At 40.3% G+C, this 18626-nt stretch carries 13 protein-coding genes; 1 reads left to right on the plus strand and 12 read right to left on the minus strand.

What is annotated here, in order from left to right; translation table 11 throughout:
• Nucleotides 1-7 precede the first annotated feature (7 nt).
• From rluF to MTF64_RS01550, 10 genes are all read right to left on the minus strand, one after another.
• Nucleotides 8-994 (minus strand): 23S rRNA pseudouridine(2604) synthase RluF, encoded by a 987-nt coding sequence (rluF, locus tag MTF64_RS01505; RefSeq protein ID WP_029774482.1) that lies wholly within the window; start codon nt 992-994, stop codon nt 8-10.
• A 76-nt stretch (nt 995-1070) separates the two neighbouring features.
• Nucleotides 1071-2150 (minus strand): DUF418 domain-containing protein, encoded by a 1080-nt coding sequence (locus MTF64_RS01510; protein ID WP_248450522.1) that lies wholly within the window; start codon nt 2148-2150, stop codon nt 1071-1073.
• Between the two features lie 34 nt (nt 2151-2184).
• Nucleotides 2185-3399, minus strand: a complete 1215-nt coding sequence (locus MTF64_RS01515; RefSeq protein WP_248450238.1) for an HDOD domain-containing protein — start codon at nt 3397-3399, stop codon at nt 2185-2187.
• Between the two features lie 91 nt (nt 3400-3490).
• Nucleotides 3491-5026, minus strand: coding sequence for a glycogen/starch synthase (locus tag MTF64_RS01520; RefSeq protein WP_248450239.1), 1536 nt, complete (start codon nt 5024-5026; stop codon nt 3491-3493).
• Nucleotides 5027-5067: 41 nt separating this feature from the next.
• Nucleotides 5068-6369 (minus strand): glucose-1-phosphate adenylyltransferase, encoded by a 1302-nt coding sequence (gene glgC / locus MTF64_RS01525; protein WP_004586432.1) that lies wholly within the window; start codon nt 6367-6369, stop codon nt 5068-5070.
• 14 nt (nt 6370-6383) lie between these two features.
• On the minus strand, nt 6384-8921 hold the full coding sequence (locus MTF64_RS01530; RefSeq protein WP_248450240.1) for a glycogen/starch/alpha-glucan phosphorylase: 2538 nt from the start codon (nt 8919-8921) through the stop codon (nt 6384-6386).
• Entirely contained in the window at nt 8914-10977 is a 2064-nt protein-coding gene (glgX, locus tag MTF64_RS01535; RefSeq protein WP_248450241.1) for a glycogen debranching protein GlgX, read from the minus strand. Before glgX ends, MTF64_RS01530 begins: the two co-directional genes overlap by 8 nt.
• Nucleotides 10970-13189, minus strand: coding sequence for a 1,4-alpha-glucan branching protein GlgB (gene glgB, locus MTF64_RS01540; protein WP_248450242.1), 2220 nt, complete (start codon nt 13187-13189; stop codon nt 10970-10972). The genes glgX and glgB overlap by 8 nt, the downstream gene beginning before the upstream one ends.
• Nucleotides 13182-15179: a 4-alpha-glucanotransferase gene (malQ, locus tag MTF64_RS01545; RefSeq protein ID WP_248450244.1), complete on the minus strand. Its 1998-nt coding sequence runs from the start codon at nt 15177-15179 to the stop codon at nt 13182-13184. Before malQ ends, glgB begins: the two co-directional genes overlap by 8 nt.
• A 9-nt stretch (nt 15180-15188) precedes the next feature.
• Entirely contained in the window at nt 15189-15491 is a 303-nt protein-coding gene (locus MTF64_RS01550) for an isoamylase early set domain-containing protein (protein WP_004586437.1), read from the minus strand.
• 373 nt (nt 15492-15864) lie between these two features.
• On the opposite strand from MTF64_RS01550, the gene MTF64_RS01555 reads away from it, so the two are divergent.
• Entirely contained in the window at nt 15865-16797 is a 933-nt protein-coding gene (locus MTF64_RS01555) for a hypothetical protein (RefSeq protein ID WP_248443530.1), read from the plus strand.
• Nucleotides 16798-16861: 64 nt separating this feature from the next.
• Here MTF64_RS01555 and MTF64_RS01560 read toward each other — a convergent pair whose 3' ends face one another.
• Both MTF64_RS01560 and MTF64_RS01565 read right to left on the minus strand, forming a co-directional pair.
• Nucleotides 16862-18034, minus strand: coding sequence for a cellulose-binding family II protein (locus tag MTF64_RS01560; protein WP_248450246.1), 1173 nt, complete (start codon nt 18032-18034; stop codon nt 16862-16864).
• A gap of 128 nt (nt 18035-18162) precedes the next feature.
• Nucleotides 18163-18591 (minus strand): Lrp/AsnC family transcriptional regulator, encoded by a 429-nt coding sequence (locus MTF64_RS01565; protein ID WP_004586440.1) that lies wholly within the window; start codon nt 18589-18591, stop codon nt 18163-18165.
• Nucleotides 18592-18626 lie beyond the last annotated feature (35 nt).

Consider the following 18626-nt stretch of genomic DNA (forward strand, 5'->3'; position numbering starts at 1 on the left):
GCGCACGCTATTTTTTTAAACTTAATGTGCCAGATGAACGCGCTTTACCGTTTGCTGGCTTTTTGTTGTTTGCGCTTTTGCTATCGCCTTGCGTATTTTTACTAGCTCCGCCTTTACCTACATAGGTGGTGGAGCGCTTTTGAAAAGGGGTGTTACTTCTTTGAGTGCGAGTGCCTCGCTCATTATTAAAGGCACGTGGGTTTTCCCCCTGAAAATCACGCTTTTTAGGCTCGCCTTTGTTATTGGCATTTTGCTTATTGGTATCAACCGAATGCTCTTGCGTTTTACCCGAATCGGCAATGGAGTCATTAATTTGCGCCATTTCTACGTCGGTTAAATGTCGCCACTGGCCTACTTTTAAGCCCTTTAACGTTACATTCATAATGCGGGTACGTTTAAGGGTTACAACTTCATAACCTAGGTATTCACACATACGGCGAATTTGGCGGTTTAAACCCTGCGTAAGCACAATTTTGAATTCTTGCGGAGCTGTTTGCGTCACTTTACATTTTTTTGTAACGGTATCTAAAATAGGAATACCGTTGGCCATTTTGCTCACAAATTGGCGATTGAGTGGTTTATCAACTGTCACCACGTATTCTTTTTCGTGGTTATTACCCGCTCGCAAAATTTTATTAACGATATCGCCTTCGTTAGTTAAAAAAATCAATCCTTCTGAAGGTCTATCTAAACGGCCGATAGGAAATATACGGGTGGGATAATTAACGGCTTTGACAATATTACTTTGAATTTTACTCTCGGTGGTACAGGTAATACCCACTGGCTTATTATACGCTATGTACACGCGTTTTGGTTTTTCGCGCAGCGGTTTTCCATCTACTAAAACAGTATCGGTATCAGCCACTTTTACGCCCATTTCAGGCGTATTACCATTAACTGTTACACGACCTTGCTCAATATATTTATCGGCTTCACGGCGTGAACAAAAACCTGTTTCACTAATAAATTTATTTAAACGTTTTAATTCGGTCATGGCACTGAATGGTCCTAATTTTAAAGGCGACTAGTGTAAACCACACGCCATTATTTTTCGCCCCTAATTTAAACCTTTACGCATTAATTTTTGCAATTTTTGCTTGAGTTAACCTGCGCCAAACATATTCCAGCGGCCCTTGCTCATAATAGCGACAATATAAAGCTGTAAACAATAGCTGCACGCTAACTAGGCCAGTCGCGATTATCCAATAGTCTATTCGGTTAAAACTTAATACCCACTGCGGATACAACACTTTATAAAGCAACAGCTGCATAAGTGTTTGGCATATATATAAGGTAAAAGCTAAGCGCCCCGCCTGCTGAATAAGCTGGCCCACATGAGCACGGTTATTACAAAATTTAACGATGAGATGAATATAAAATACAGCCATGAATAACGCGGCAAAGGTATTTATAAACTCTTGTAGGGCGAACCCCGCTCCCCCAGTAAACTTTGACGCATAAAGCCTCATGCCTGAAAAAATAAAGGCGCCAGCTATACAAACAATAAGGTGCGGCTTAGTTAAACCTTTACTAAAAACCTCATTTTTATATAAATATATGCCAATCAGCATTAGCCCTACGCACAGCCACATGATCATGATAGGAACAGCTACCAGCATTAATACATTCATACCTAGATTACTCAAAAAGTAATCGCTGTAATACGGGCTATATAAATCGATATACTGTGCTGAATCACGATAAACGACCTCATCTGGTGCACTAAAGAGCACCAACCCCGTGGCTACACAACCAATTAAAAGAAACTCCCCTGCCCTTTTTACAAGCAGTTGGTTATTACTTTGCAAATATTTTAGAACAAACCAGCCAGATACACCGTACAAAAATAAAATGTCGCCAGCCCAAAGTAAAAAACCATGTACCAAACCAAAAATGATAAGCCAATGCAATCGCGCTTTTAAAGGCGCTGTTGATTTAACTTTTTGCCATTGAATATAAAGCCCTGCCCCAAACAATAAGCTAAACAGCGTTCTAAATCGTCCATCAACAAAAAAAGTACTCACAGCATGGATAAGGGTGTCACTAAAAGGGGGGGTAGATAAAGGAATATAGCTATAATCCATTAAGCCAAACGCATAGCCATTCATATACACTAAGCAAAGTACAGCAATGCCGCGAATAAAGTCCATATTATAATTTCGCATAATGAGCGGTTACTGTCCTTTAACTATTATTTTTATAATTATCTGCCCAATCTACGGCTTGATTATATAACCCTGGCAGCACATCACTTTTAACATTAAGTAATATAACGGCTTTTTCTAATGTCCACCAGCTACCTGTTTCGTACGCTTGTACTACATTTAAAATATAATATAGGGTGTTTTTTTCGTTTAATAATGCCGCTTTAATATCATCAGGAAAAGGTAATTTTTCGACTAATAAACTCATAGGTTGATCGAGTATGGCATCTAGTAACGAAAACAAGCCGGTTAAAAACGCCTCACCCACCAACGATTTAGACACCTGCTTTGCTATTAGCTCACAAAAGCGTGCTCTAACTACACACACTTGCATTAGCTCTGCTGGCTTTTTACCCGCGGTGTGCGCGGTAACAATTAAACTTACAAACTTTTTTAAACGCTCATGCCCTAAATACACTAACGCCTGCTTAATAGATGATATTTTACTCTGAATAGGAAAAACACCGCTGTTAATTAGCCGCATAAGCTTATAAGCCAAGGCCGCATCGGCTTCAAATAACGCACTAATTTGCTTTATATCTGGGCTTGGTTTCATTACTTGCGCGTAAATAGCCACAACTAACGCATAGTTATAATCAATGTCTTGCTGTTCGTGCATTGTGGGCTTGGCAAAAAAGTAGCCTTGAAAGTAATCAAACCCCATTTTATGTGCTTGGTGATAATCGGCTTGGGTTTCTATTTTTTCTGCTAATATTTTTATTTTTTTATGCTGTTTTAGTTTTTCTACAATCTCAGCAATATCTGATAAAGGCGTTTGCGCAATATCAAACTTTACTAGCTTAATAAACTTTAAAAATCGCTCCCATTGCTCGTTATAAACAAAGTCGTCTAATGCGAGTTTATAGTTTTTATGAAAAAGCTCTCTGCAAAGCTGATAGTTATCGTCGGTGGGTTCAATGGTTTCTAATAGCTCAATGACCACATCTTTGCAGGGTAAAAAGTCACATAAATTGTGCTTTAAAGAGTCTGGGCCTATATTTATCAGTGCCGTTTTACCTGAGGTGATGTGGCGTGTGCCTAAATTAAGCTGGTTTTCCATTATTAGGCGAGCAGTTGCTTGACCTTCTTCTATATCGGGAAAAAAGTTTTCAGCACTATTACGAAATAAAAGCTCGTAAGCAACTACATTTTGCTTACGATTGAATATTGCTTGCCTTGCAACAAATACAGACACATTACCTACTTCTTATTTATATACTCAAACTAAGTAATTAATAGCGTAAATAGGTATAAATGTCACTTCTACTGCGTTTAATTTTAATGATTTAGCAATACATGCTTGAAATATAATCAGCAGCGACCGTTTCCCACGAAAAACGTGCTCCTTTAGCATTAGCTTTAATGTTACTCCATTGCTTAGGGTTTTGCTGTTTTAGCGTAAGGGTTTCAGTTAAGCATGTCATTAACCCATCAACTTGTTCATTCAACGAGCCGCCAGAAAATGCAAAGCCATTGTTGTTGTGGCTTACGGTGTCTTTTAAACCGCCAACACTGTGTACTAAACAAGGTTGCCCTGCGCGCATAGCAAGCATTTGACTAATTCCGCATGGCTCAAACGAGCTTGGCATTAAAAATAAATCCCCAAGCACATATAGGCTATCGCCAATACCTTGCCCATAACCTTTTAAAAACAATAAGTTTGCATTGCGTGCCATAGCCTTGGTAAAAATGCTTTCAAGGGCTTTGTCACCAGAGCCTAAAATAATAAGACGACCATTAAAACGGTTAATTATTTCACACACGTTATCAAGCGCTAATGCATTACCGTATTGTTGGCAAAGTAATAACACCTTTTGCTCGGTCAGCCTGCCAACACTTGTTACGAGGGGCCCATCTATTGGCGTGTTTTTAAACTGCAGCATGCGCTGATGCGCCACATAGTAGCTCGTTTCAAGCTGCTCATGTTTTGCCATCCAGTTAAATAAAGTATGTTCAATATGCTCATACAAAAGCGATAAAGTAACCTGCTCAGGGTTTTTCTCAGGGTATTCACAGCCATTTAATATTCCCACCATCTTGCCTTGAGCCGATTGATTTTGTAAATCAAGCTCTAAGCCTTCTCCACCAAAAAAACCTTGCTGATAATTACTCGGCTTTAGTACCTCGGTACTGTAAGTAGGTGAGACTAAATGAACTTTATCTGCCAAATTTATAGCACTGCGCATAGGATTAAAACAGTGTGGGTAACGAGGGTCACACAAATGTTGCCCGTTATAACCTAACGAAGGAAACCAAGCCTCTAAACTCGAGTCGTCGTGTTTAAAAGGCCTGATCCCTTGCAGTGCTAAATTATGAACTGTATAGGCAATATGTAAATTAGCGAGGGTATCGTAGCGTTTATCAAATTTTAATAATACGGCGACACACGCGCTATGCCAATCGTGTAAATGCAGTGCTTGAGGGCGCGTTATTAAACCCTGTAGCAGCGCTTCACATAAAGCGGCACTAAATAATGCATATTTTGTTGCATCAGTAGCAAAAGGTCGCCCGGGTTCGTCATTGCAATACACCGAACCCGATTGGCTAAACAATGGGTGCGAAATAACAAATTGATTAATGTGTGTGTTGTCATCACTTATTTTAAATAAAGATAATACCTGTGGCTGCGCTCTAAATATAACAGTGACATCACCTATATATTCACGTTGCAGTTGCTCAAACCCATAATCAGGAATAACAACATCTACGCTCACGCCTTGTGCTGCTAGTGCTTTTGGGGCATCTCTGACTACATCTGCTACCCCGCCCACTTTAGCGTTTGGTAGAGCATCGTTTTCTGCGGCAACCATTAATACATGCATTTATTTACTACTTCCTTAACCTTTGTTATTCGCATCCGATTTTAAGCGAACTTTTTATTTTCGTGTGCTTGACGTTCAAGCTTTTTAGCAAGTTCCGTGAGCATATCACGGGTGACTAATACGATGCCTTTTTTAGACACCCTAAAGCCGTTTTCTTCATCGGCTTTTCTATCGTAACCAATTTCAAGCCCTGCGGGTATTTCACAGCTTCGATCAATTATGGCTCGCTTAATTTTACAATGACGATTAATGAGAGCTCCGGGTAAAATAACCGATTGCTCTATTTCGCAAAATGAACGCACGTGCACGTTTGAAAACAGCAGTGATTTTCTAACCACGGAGCCCGATACAATACACCCTCCTGATACCGTTGAGTCTACCGCCATACCGCGTCTATCTTCATCATCAAAAATAAACTTAGCCGGTGGCAACTGCTCTTGATAGGTCCAAATAGGCCAGGTTGGATCGTATAAATCTAGCTGTGGCTCGGGCATTACCAATTCCATATTGGCTTCCCAAAACGAGTCTAACGTTCCTACATCGCGCCAATAAGGTTGCCCTTCTTGCATGGGATCTCTAAACGGAAACGCATACACACTGTGCTCTTCTATAATTGCCGGAATAATATCGTGCCCAAAGTCGCGGCCAGAACCTTCATTTTCAGCATCTTTTTTTAGCTGCTCAAATAAAAACTCAGTATTAAACACATAGTTGCCCATAGAGGCTAAGCAGGTACCTGGCTTACCAGGGACAGAGCTGGGGATCGAAGGCTTTTCATCGAAGCGACATACCCGATTTTTTTCATCAACGGTCATTACCCCAAAGGTATCTGCAGCCTCTTCAACAGGTACTTCAAGGCAACATACTGTCATGTCGGCGCCTTTTTGCACATGCTCGGCTAATAGAGCGCCGTAATCCATTCGATAAACGTGATCGCCTGACAAAATCATCACATATTTTGGCAGTTCGTGGCGAATAATATCCATGTTTTGAAAAACCGCATCGGCAGTTCCACAATACCACTCATCACCATTACGCTGAGATGCGGGTAAAATTTCAACCGACTCCCCCAGCTCTTTTTTAAAATGGCCCCAGGCGCGATTAACATGGCGAATTAAAGAGTGCGATTTATATTGTGTGGCTATGCCTACACGCCTCACACCCGAATTGATACAATTTGATAATGGAAAATCGATAATACGGTGCTTACCGCCAAAATAAACAGCGGGCTTTGCGCGCCAATCTGTCAATTCGTGTAAGCGTGAGCCGCGTCCACCAGCCAGTATTAACGCGTACGTATCTCGGGTTAAGCTACTTATGTAACGATTTGCATAACTAGGCATAATACTCTCTCCGTTTAGTCTGTGCTCTTAGTGGCATGGCTCGTAGTTGCGTGTAAGTCTGTTTCACTAATAGTTAGGGGGGTTAGGTGCCAAATATCTTCACTGTATTGGCTTATGGTTCTATCGCTTGAAAATATGCCGCTTGCGGCCGTATTTAAAATACTCATTTGCGTCCAATGCGTTTGGTCTTGATACGCAGCCTCTACCTGCTTTTGCGCTGTCACATAGCTTTCAAAGTCATGTGCAACCAACCACGGATCGTGAGGGCTTTTAATAGCATTAATAATATCGTCAAATAAATTAGGCTCAAACAGGTTAAATTGCCCGCTTTCGAGTAATTGCATTACATGGCTTAGGTCGCTGTTTTGCTCTATTAAATGTGAAGGGTTATATCGCGATTTAATATCATCAATTTGATGAGCCTGCGCACCAAACAAAAAGAAGTTATCAGCGCCAACAGCGTCTCTAATTTCAATATTCGCCCCATCTAACGTACCAATAGTAAGCGCACCATTCATCATAAACTTCATGTTACCAGTGCCTGATGCTTCTTTACCTGCGGTCGATACTTGCTCTGATAAATCGGTTGCAGGGCAAATAGTTTCCATTGCGGTTACATTATAATTTGGCAAAAACGCAACTCGTAAATAAGGCGCTGCAAGTGGGTCTTTATTAATAACCTCAGCTACGTTATTAATTAACTTAATTATTTTTTTAGCCATGTAATAACCAGGGGCAGCTTTACCCCCTAAAAGCACACAACGAGGTACTAAGTTTGTAGTATCGCCCCGGCGTATACGGTCATATAAATGAATAACATGAAGTACATTTAATAACTGGCGTTTGTATTCGTGAATACGTTTAACTTGTACGTCAAACATCATCTCTACATCAAAATCAACACCACAGCGCTCTTTCACCAAATCGACGAGACGTTGTTTGTTTTCGCGTTTAACATTTTGCCATTGCTGATGAAATGCGGTGTCGTCGAAGTAGCGGCGTAATTGGCTTATATCTGCAAAATCGCTAACCCATTTTGAGCCAATTTTTTCTGTAATTAAATGACTCAAGGCCGGGTTGCAGTGTGCTAACCAACGCCTTGGGGTAACCCCGTTGGTTTTATTATTAAACTTGTTAGGCCAAAGCTCATAAAAGGTTTTAAATAGCCCTTCTTTTAAAAGTTGGGTATGTAGCGCGGCCACACCATTTACCGAATAGCTGCCCACAATTGCTAAATAAGCCATGCGTATTTGCGGCACGTCGCCTTCTTCAATTAACGAAAGCGCACGCTGCTTACTTGCATCGCCTGGCCAATGCTGAGCCACTTGCGCTAAAAAGCGAGCGTTTATTTCATAAATAATTTCTAAAATTCGCGGCAATAGTTTTGCAAAAAGCGGCACTGACCATTTTTCTAATGCCTCTGGCAATAGCGTGTGGTTAGTGTAAGCCATTGTGCTGGTTGTAATTTCCCAAGCGTTATCCCAATCAAGCTCGTAGTCATCAACTAAAATGCGCATTAACTCTGCCACGGCAATACTTGGATGCGTATCATTTAATTGAAACACATGATGTGCAGCAAAGTCACTAAAGTCTTCGCCGTATTGTTCAACCCATTGCGATACAATATCTTGAATACTCGCTGATGATAAAAAGTACTGTTGACGTAATCTAAGCTCTTTACCATTTTCACTGCTGTCATTTGGGTAAAGCACCATTGTGATTTGTTCTGCTAGGTTTTTTTGCGCTACCGCTTCTGAATAACTCCCCGCATTAAACTCGGTTAAATTAAATTCGTCGGTCGCTTCTGATTTCCATAGCCTTAGCGTATTAACAATGTCGTTTTTATAACCAGGAATAGGCACATCATATGGCACAGCTAATACGTCGTGACAACCAACCCATTGACGGTGTTCGCGCCCATGTTTGTCGGTATAACTTTGTACGTGCCCAAAAAACTTCACTCGTTGTGATTGCTCAGGCGCGGCAAGCTCCCACGGGTGCCCCTCACGAAGCCAGTTATCGGGTTGCTCAACCTGGTGGCCATTTTTTAATGATTGGTTAAACATACCGTATTCGTAGCGAATACCGTAACCAACCACGGGAAGCGCAAGGCTTGCACAACTATCTAAAAAGCAGGCAGCTAAACGCCCAAGGCCACCATTACCTAGCCCTGCATCGTGCTCTGCCTGGGCTACGGTTTCAATTGTGGTGCAATACTCTTGCAGTGCACTGGAGACTTGTTCGTCTAAGTCGAGATTTAAAATTGCATTACCAAGTGCTCTACCCATTAAAAATTCTAGCGATAGGTAAGCGGTTTTACGGCGTTTTTCTTGCTTGATTTGTTGTTTGGTTTCTCTGCAACGTGCAACCAGCCGATCTCTGATTGTCAGCGCAAGCGCATGATATAAATACAGTTGCGACTCACCCACTTTGTCACGCCCTAAACTGTAATAAAAGTGCCGAGTTAAATCATCTTTTAAAGTGCTTTCATCAATTACAGGGCCTTCTTGCCACCCTTTTACCACACACACATTTTCGTCTTGCTTAGACATGACCATCGTCCTCTAAATTTGCACTAAAAACCCAGCTGCTTTGTGCTGAAATTTCGACTATTGCATCCTCTTTACTACTCACCGATGCGTTATGTACACTTGATAAAACCATCTCCCATTGCGCCGCGATAGGCGATGGGGGTAACTTACAAAAAACTGTTTTTTTACTCGCATTTAAAATGATTAATAAGGCGTATTTATTTTGCTTATCTAACAAGCTATACATTAAAAACTGGCGCTGTGGCTCGTGCCAATGCTCGTTGGTCATTTTTACGCCTTGCTCGGTAAACCATTTAACCGTAAAGCGCTCGTCAATATCTTCTGAAAACACACTGTGTTTAAACGCACTGTGACCACGCCTTATTTTTAGTGCATCGTCAATAAATCGGGTTAGTGAATGATTTAGCTGTGAGTCTTTCCATGCCAACCAGCTGGTGCGGTTATTTTGACAATACGCATTATTATTGCCCCCTTGCGAGTGACCCATTTCACTGCCTGAGGCAATCATAGGCACCCCTTTTGAGAGTATTAGCGTAAGTAAAAAGTTCTTTTGTTGCTGCCGCCTTAGGGCAATAATTTTGGCATCATTAGTAAACCCTTCAACACCACAATTGGTGGAATGATTAGCGCTGTGGCCATCGCGATTTTGCTCGCCATTCGCTTCATTATGTTTATGCTCATAACTCACCAAATCGGCAAGCGTAAAACCATCATGGCTGGTAATAAAATTAATACTGTTTAGCGGCCCGCGCTGGCTGTGCTCAAAAATATCAAATGAGCCATGAATACGTTTTGCTACATTTGCAATAACGCCTTCTTCGCTTTGCCAAAATCGGCGTATGACATCTCTGTATTGGTCATTCCACTCTCGCCAAGGTGCAGCAAAAGCCCCTAGCTGATAGCCACCTGGCCCTATATCCCAGGGCTCACTAATAAGCTTTACACGACTCAATACAGGGTCTTGTTCAATGGCTTGAAAAAACGCATGGGCGCTATTAAAACCATGGGCATTTCGGCCTAAAATGGTGGCTAAATCAAACCTAAATCCGTCTACTCCCATTACTTGCACCCAATAACGTAAGCTATCAAGTACCAGCTTTAAGGTTTTAGGATGATCAATATTAATGGTGTTACCGCAGCCGGTATCGTTTATATACACCTGAGGCTTATCAGCCACCGTTCGGTAATAAGCTAGGTTATCTAGCCCTCTGAGAGATAAAATCGGCCCATCGGCGCCCGCTTCTGCGGTGTGGTTATAAACCACATCTAAAATAACCTCTATATCCGCTTTATGAAGCTCGCTAACCATGCGCTTAAATTCGTTAATGTCATCATCAACTAAATAATCTTTATGCGGAGTAAAAAAGTTGAGTGTGTTGTAGCCCCAATAATTTTGCAGCCCTTTTGCCGTTAAAAACTGCTCACTTATAAAAGCATGTACAGGGAGCAGCTCTAGTGCGGTGACCCCTAAATTATGCAAATGCTCAATAAAGCTAGGGTGGCTTAAGCCTAAAAACTTACCTTGTAAATTTTTAGGGATATTAGGGTGTCGGCACGTGGCGCCTTTTACATGGCACTCATAAACAACGGTATTAGACCAGCTATGGTTTGGCTTTTTGTGTTTATAAGGCTGGCTATTAACAACCCGTGATTTAGGTATATCAATGGCATTATTAACGGTGCTTTTCGTGCCAATAGGCATTTGCCCATAGTGGCGCTCACTCCATGTGAATTCGCCAAATAAGTCTTTTGCATAAGGGTCAATCAGCAACTTGTGCTCGTTAAACAGCAGGCCTTTTTCAGGACTGTACTCCCCTTCTACGCGATACCCATATAATGCGCCTTCGGCTAATGGCGCTACATGGGCTGTCCATATACCGCCTTCGTTGATATGCATGGTTACTTTTAATATTTCAGAGTGCCCACTTTTATCAAATAAGCACACATAAGCTTGTGTTGCTTTAGGTGCGTACAAGCTAAAGTTAACGCCGCCACTGCTAATAGTTGCGCCAAGTGGATGTGGTTGCCCATGTGAAACCTCAAATCGATTACTCATCTTCAACCTTTTGTAAATAAATACTCGTTAACCCGCCCATTGCAATTTTAATGCTATGCGAAAAGCCATGAGCGCTTGCCTTAACGCTACTAACCGTGGCGTTTTTGTTTGCTGTTACTTTAATACCTGAGCCAAAAAAAGCGTCATCATCGGTGTTTAAAATAACCTTATATTTACCCGCTGCGGGTACCCCAATTTCATACTCTTGATAAGAAACAGGCGTAAAGTTTGCTACTACTACAATAAAGTCGTGGGCATTTTTAGCATAACGTACAAAACTAAATATACTTTGCTCATTATTGTTGTTATCTATCCATTCAAAACCCGCAGGGCTTGAGTCCAGTTCATACAGTGCAGGCGACTTTTTATAAACAGTATTAAGCGCTTGTACAGTGTTTTGTATACCGCGGTGGCTTTTATGCTCTAGCAAATGCCAATCAATAGAATGATTGTGATCCCACTCTTTTCGCTGTGCTATTTCGCCGCCCATAAACAGCAGCTTTTTGCCTGGGTGCGCCCACATAAATGCGTAATACGCACGTAGATTGGCAAATTTTTGCCAATCATCACCAGGCATTTTTTCAATTAATGAGCCTTTACCATGTACAACTTCGTCATGACTTAGCGGTAAAATATAATTTTCACTAAATGCGTACACCATAGAAAACGTCATTTCGTGATGATGATGCTGCCTATAAAGCGGGTCATGTTGCATGTAATGAAGGCTGTCGTTCATCCACCCCATATTCCATTTGTAGCCAAAACCTAAGCCATTGTGATCAACACTTTGAGTGACTCCCGGCCACGCGGTCGACTCTTCAGCCACCATCATAATGCCCTGATTATTTTTATAACTACGCAAATTTACCTGCTTTAAGCACTCAATAGCGCCTAGGTTTTCTCGCCCACCATAACAATTGGCAACCCATTCACCTTCTTTGCGGCTGTAATCTAAATAAAGCATTGAAGCCACCGCATCTACGCGCAGTCCATCTAGGCCAAATTGCTCTAGCCAATACATCGCATTAGAGATTAAAAAGCTTTTAACCTCCGGGCGGTCGTAATTATAAATATAGGTATTCCAATCAGGATGAAAGCCCTGTCGAATATCGGCATGTTCAAATAAATGCGTGCCGTCAAAGTGGTGTAAACCATGTGGATCACTAGGAAAATGCCCCGGCACCCAATCAAGTAGCACGCCTAAGTTTGCTTTGTGGCACTGCTGAACAAAGTATTTAAAACTGCTGTAATCACCAAAGCGACTAGTTGGTGCAAATAAACCCACCGGCTGGTAACCCCAAGAGCCATCAAACGGATATTCACTTATTGGCATTAATTGAATATGCGTAAAGCCCATTTCAAGCGTGTAATTAACCAGTTTGTCGGCAAGTTCGCTATAGCTTAAATAGCGGTTTTCCTCAGCCCTTTGCCATGAACCCAAGTGAACTTCGTAAATACTTACCGGCGCGTCTATATGGTTACGCTTTTGACGATTTTTAAGCTCGCTATCACTGAGCGAAATAGCCGCTGCTTGCTGTTGTAATACACTGGCCGTACCCGGAGCTTGCTGCATTTTAAAGGCAAACGGATCTGCTTTTTCAAGCACATCGCCTTGCTGTGTCACAATAGAAAATTTATAACAGGTATCGGGCTGAAGCCCTGCGATAAAAAGCTCCCACACACCACATGCAGGATGAAAGCGCATATAATGACGATTAGCTTGCCAAAGGTTAAACTCACCAATAACAGATACACTGGCTGCATTTGGCGCCCACACACAAAAACGCACTCCATCAACCCCTTGTTGATTAATAAAGTGTGCGCCTAAATGTTTATATGCATGCTCTAAACTGCCTTCGTTAAATAAATACATTGCATCCGTATCTAGGCTGCTTGCAAAGCTATATTCATCGTAAAAACATAATGCTGAGTTTGCATATTCAACGTAACACTTATAAGGTTGCGTGGGCATTTCGTTGCTTGTTGCAATGAATAAATCGCTACTGTTATAACGCTTAGCAATAACTTTTTTATCATTAATAATAATATTTACATTTTTAGCTGCGGGTAAATACACGCGTATTTCGTAGCCATTTTTATAAGCATGCGCCCCTAAAAAACTAAAAGGGTCTTTAAATCTGCCGCCTTGAAGTGCAGTTACCTGTGCGTCGTAATGGGTCTGTAATGAATCCTTTGGTGCGGTACTACTCATATCCTTTCCTTATTGAATTAACTGCAGCCAAGGTACTGGCATTATTTTTAAAAATAGCGTTGCTTGAATGAGTTAAAACACGGCGCCAATTTGGGTATTCGGTATTAGTACCGGGTATATTCACCGGATACGTTTGTTTATCTAAATCATCAAGCTGAAGTGCAAATAAACGGGTCTCACTGCGTGCAAGTGCTTTGGCAAGTTCACCGTAAACACACATAGCATCGCTAGTTTCGCTAAGTTGCTCTGCGCTATGTAACTGTATAAAACGCAGTAATCGTTGTTTTTCTTGTTGTCGTTCGTGCAATTGCTGTTGGTACTGCTGATCATCAATAAGCTGATACTGACGTTTAATATCTAAATCATCTGTTTGCCACCAGCCGCAAAATGGCGGTACGTCATGATTCGCTATCATAATTAAACAATGCTTAGGTAATTCGTGTAACGGTAAAAACTCACCATCATGTTGTTTTTCAAAATAAAATAAGCTATTTGAATAAATACCACTTGCAGCAAGTGCGTGTTTTACCTCGGGCGGGACTATGCCTAAGTCTTCACCTATTACTATGCACTGATTAAGGTGAGACTCTATTTTTAAAATAGCCAATAAGTGTTCGAAAGGGTAATAAACATAACAGCCATCTTGTGTATGGTTATTTTCAAAGCACCACCATAAGCGCCTTAGTGCCATAACGTGATCAATGCGCAAACCGCCAACGCCTTGCATGTTTGCGCTAATAAGTGAGCGATAAAAGGCAAAGTGATCATTTTTTAATTGTTGCGGGTTAAGCGCAGGCAGCCCCCAATTTTGCCCTGCTTGCGCCCAAGGGTCTGGCGGCGCGCCAACATTGGCATTATCACTAAAAAGTGATTGCTGAGATTGATACTCAACGCCATCACCTGCACAACCAACAGCAAGGTCATTAATTAAACCTATTGCCATGCCTTTATTTAAACAGTGCTGCTGACAATGGCTTAATTGTAATTTAGCCTGCCATTGTAAGTAGTAATCAAAGGTAGGATTGGCTGAATTTAGCGTAGTTAGGGTCTGGGCGTTTTGTTTGCAAAACTGGGCAAACTCATCGCGTCGTGAAGCGCTGGCATGTGCTTCAAAATGACTAAATAGCGCTTTAAATAATGCATATTTAACGGCGCTTACTTTTTCATAATTTATAAACTGTTCATTGCTGTTAAAAAGCGCTTTTACCTCATCACTGTGTAACAAAGCATCTAATTGTGGATTGTTTTTAGCATCAGCTGATAGTTCAACACAAATGTACAAAGGATTTAATAACGCACGGCTATTAGGGCTATAGGGACTGGCTCGCTCACTTTGCTGTGCAAACAGCAAATGTAACGGGTTGAGTAATATGTAGTCCATGTGCTGCTGAGCACATAAATCACATAGCTCTAGTAAATCATTAAAATCCCCTACACCTAGGCCTGCTTTGTTTTTAACTGTGTACAACTGCAGCGAAAGCCCAGTGCGCTTAGTATCATCTACTTGAAAAACTTTTTCTGGAGTGGCCCACAATTGAATCTCTTTGCTTTGCTCCCCTACACTAACCAGCGCCTGATGATAACCTACCGGAATAGCCCCTAACGGCACTGCTACTTCAATATAACGCACGCCATGTACATAGTAATCGCCAGTGATGGCCAAATTATGTAAATTAGCACGCTCATAGGTAACGTTTAACTTTGGCAACGTTATCGCAACAGGTAAATCACGTTGACGCTCATCTATGCGAATATAAAAAAGGTTATCAGTTAAATTCACTAAGCTGGTATCGGGTGCTAACTCTAACCAAGGCGCAACATCTAATTGATAATTAAGCTGTGCTATTTGGTGTTCATCTTCGGTATTTACACCACAACATTGTAAGGCACGTTTGCGCGTGTCTTCGCTAAATATAACCTGCTCGCCCGTGTATTTAGTAAACTCATAACCGATACCGTGCAGATAAAACAACTGCGAAAGTGCGTCCATTTACTCGCCTTAATTTATGCGTTGAGTGTTCACTATGCTATTTTCTGTGCCAAATGTATTAGGTAGGTAGTCATCTGCTTGGTGGTCGTTATCCCAAATATCACCATTAATTAAATAACGAAAATGAAACTGCTGATCAACTGGCAAGCGTTGCTTACATTTAAATACCCCTTCTTTTTTATTAAGCTTCATAGGCACTGGCTGCCAATCGGTAAATTCGCCAAGTAAACTTACTTGCTCTGCATCAGGGTGGGTAAATTCAAAGGTAACTTCAGCTTCATTTTTTGTTTTGAAAAAACGTTTATTCAACATAGTAGGCTCCAACTAAACCAAAATGGGTACTTAATCTTTGCCACAGGGCCGATACAACACTTTAAAGGGCGATGTGGGGTGCATTTAAACATCATTAAACGCGGGTAATTTAAACAAATTTTTATTTACGCATTATTACAGTGCAAAAAAGTTTTTAGCTGCACATATAAGGTGCGATTACGATAAAAATTTTCGCTTATTAATGACAAACTAATGTACAGCAAGTATTAAACCAACTTAATCATTTTTCATTATTAATATATTGAGTAAAAAATCGTATAAAGGTTCACACTAACCTATAAAATTCTTTCGTTATCAGTGTGCTTAAGTAATAATACACAGCATCTTACGTCTCTGAAATACCAAAAATTTCATGTTGAAAAAAAGCATTTTATTTACTACGGTAATTGTATTTATTGCACTTGCCTCCTTTGTAAGCCTTTCTATATATACCCTTTATAGTAAAAAGCAATTATCAGTAGACCCTAAATTAAAAGAAATTTCAGGCATTGAGTTTGATAAAAAAAAGCGTTTGTGGGCGATTAATGATGGCGGTGACGACCCAAAACTTTATCGCCTGGGCGAAGATGGCGCTATTGAAAAAGAAATCCTTGTTACGAATGCTAAAAATATAGACTGGGAAGACATGACGCAAAATAAATTTGGTCATTTTTTCTTAGGTGATTTTGGCAATAATAAAAACGACAGAAAGTGGTTAACTATCTATAAAATAGAAAACCCAATAGACATAAAAACAGAGACCACCGAAGCCGAAATTATTAAGTTTACCTATCCTGAAATGGACGGCACTCCCATTACGCCTAATAAACGCAACTTTGATTTAGAAGCCTTTGTAGAATACAAACGCCATTTATATTTATTTACCAAAAATAGAACTGAGCCTTTCGATGGCATAACCAATGTTTATAAAGTGGGCGATCATGCAGCCAATTTTGATGCACAGTTGATTGATTCATTTAAAACTTGCACAACTTTAGAAAAACTCTGTTGGATCACATCCGCTGCTCTTAGCCCTGACAGGACTAAACTTGTGTTACTTGATTCTACAAGTATTTGGCTGTTCGAAAACTTTAAAGGCGACAAGTTTTTTTCTGGTGATGTGTCTCGAATCGATTTAGGTATTGTTACGCAAAAAGAAGCGATCACTTTTTATGATGATAATACGCTTATTTTTACCGATGAAGAATTTAAAGGGCTGGTAGGAGGAAATGCTTACGTTATTAAATTAAACGAAGCACAAAAAACCGTTATCAGACAAGCGCCAAAGGCTGCTGTAAATAAATAGCTATACAATATTTACACAAAATTTTGCTATACACGTGGGCTTTAATGAAACGCTGCTCACGCTATTAATTTAATGCGTTGTTATTAAATGAGTGCAGCGCTTTTTCTACATCAACTCCCAAAATAATAACACCAATATGATCGCCCTTGGCATTTTTTATCGGTAAACTTAATTGCACCTGAAAATGATGTGTTGAGGCATCATATTCAACACTGTCAAAGCGATACGCTAAAGACTGCTGGTATACGAAGCTAAATTTATTCTCATCCCCTTGCCAATAATCGCTGGTGATTTTGCTTATAGCCACATTTTTACCTTGCTTATCTGTCACTATAGTTTCGGTAATTATGCCTTTGAACTGCCTTTGCCATTGTTTTAAATATAATGAAGCATCAGTAAATAGCATATTTTTAGCTAAATCATGTTGATGTGTTTTAACTTCTTTTATCCAAAGCTCGTCAGCGAGTTTAAGCGCTTTGTTAGTAAGCTTTATATGGTTACTTTGCGCCGCGGCATCGGTAATTATGGGCTGTGAAATTAACGCCTTTATTGGCTCTAACAATGTATTTAGTATTTGTACTTGTTCGCCCTGTGATAAATAAAACGGTGCCGGGGCACATTGAGGAATCGTTTCATCGAATTTTTCTAAAAAAGAAGGGTGCGAATTAATAAGCTTATTAGCAGCAAAAACACCTAAAGGCACATAACGATAAAATGAGCGCGGATAGGCAGATGCGTCAATACCTAAGTGATCGGCAGCATTATTAAAATCATCTAAATCAAGTAATACTTTGTCTACTCTATGATGGTGAAGGACGTTTACTATTTCTTCTAGCGAGTTTACTTCAACTAACGAGGTAATATTTTGCGTTTTAAACCAATTAGCCTGATAACTGCCATGGACCACGCCATAACGTAATTTTTTCGGGTCTTTATTAACGCTATCGGGGTGAGTAAACCAGTACCAATTTTCTAGGTAAATAGGTGATGACAACTTACCATACTGGCTCATCTCAGAGGTTAAATGCGTTGTAAAATACCCATCCAACCTATCTTGTTTTACCTCGCGACGAGCCCTCAGCCAAGGTAACGATTGCAACTCAAATGGCATATCCATATTGTGTAAAATGCATTGCACTTGGTTAACCGCATTATCTGGTGTTGTAAGCGATACATTGGTACCAAATTTTAAGGGTTCAGTTAAAGTTAAAAGTGCAAAAAATAACGTTGTGGGCATAATCCATTGCTAAATAATTGTGTTAATTACAATTAGTATAGTAAGGCTTTGCCAAAATATCTAACTTCGATAAAATTAAATATTAAGTTAAATCAATAGGTAACCTTTCGCTTCAGTAACACATAACTTTAACGCTTAAATTTTGTTTCTAAAATCACTGACGATGTTGTGCGCTCTACCCCATCTAAATTACCTATATCATCAAGTAAATGGCTTAGCTTTTCTAAGTTTTGCGCTTGCACTACAGCAATTAAATCAAACTCCCCACTTATGGCATAAAGCTGGGAAATAGCATCAATTTGTTTAAGTTCTAAATTGGTTTTAGTGGTGAGTTTTTGCATCACCTTTATAGATACATGAGCCGAGACCATACTGGTCAAATAGTCTTCACCGTAATCTACGCTATAGCCTTTTATAACTCCTGTTTCTTCAAGTTTTAACATACGGCTTTGCACGGTAGAGCGCGATAAATTAAGCATGCGTGCCAAGTCAGAAATACTGGCTCTTGCATTGGTTTTTAAAATTGAAAGTAGCTTTTCGTCTTGTGGAGTTATCATATTGCTTATTAATTTCGTTATTTTGACTTTTATTG

This window comes from Pseudoalteromonas sp. 2CM41L, from assembly GCF_023161905.1.
Taxonomy (GTDB): Bacteria; Pseudomonadota; Gammaproteobacteria; order Enterobacterales; family Alteromonadaceae; genus Pseudoalteromonas; species Pseudoalteromonas atlantica.

Bases quoted from the DNA above. Each gene is read 5' to 3' on its own strand.
- MTF64_RS01520 (WP_248450239.1), bottom strand. From the start codon at position 5,026: ATGCATGTATTAATGGTTGCCGCAGAAAACGATGCTCTACCAAACGCT.
- rluF (WP_029774482.1), bottom strand. From the start codon at position 994: ATGACCGAATTAAAACGTTTAAATAAATTTATTAGTGAAACAGGTTTT.
- MTF64_RS01560 (WP_248450246.1), bottom strand. From the start codon at position 18,034: ATGCCCACAACGTTATTTTTTGCACTTTTAACTTTAACTGAACCCTTA.
- MTF64_RS01565 (WP_004586440.1), bottom strand. From the start codon at position 18,591: ATGATAACTCCACAAGACGAAAAGCTACTTTCAATTTTAAAAACCAAT.
- malQ (WP_248450244.1), bottom strand. From the start codon at position 15,179: ATGGACGCACTTTCGCAGTTGTTTTATCTGCACGGTATCGGTTATGAG.
- glgX (WP_248450241.1), bottom strand. From the start codon at position 10,977: ATGAGTAATCGATTTGAGGTTTCACATGGGCAACCACATCCACTTGGC.
- glgC (WP_004586432.1), bottom strand. From the start codon at position 6,369: ATGCCTAGTTATGCAAATCGTTACATAAGTAGCTTAACCCGAGATACG.
- MTF64_RS01555 (WP_248443530.1), top strand. From the start codon at position 15,865: ATGTTGAAAAAAAGCATTTTATTTACTACGGTAATTGTATTTATTGCA.
- glgB (WP_248450242.1), bottom strand. From the start codon at position 13,189: ATGAGTAGTACCGCACCAAAGGATTCATTACAGACCCATTACGACGCA.
- MTF64_RS01550 (WP_004586437.1), bottom strand. From the start codon at position 15,491: ATGTTGAATAAACGTTTTTTCAAAACAAAAAATGAAGCTGAAGTTACC.
- MTF64_RS01510 (WP_248450522.1), bottom strand. From the start codon at position 2,150: ATGGACTTTATTCGCGGCATTGCTGTACTTTGCTTAGTGTATATGAAT.
- MTF64_RS01530 (WP_248450240.1), bottom strand. From the start codon at position 8,921: ATGTCTAAGCAAGACGAAAATGTGTGTGTGGTAAAAGGGTGGCAAGAA.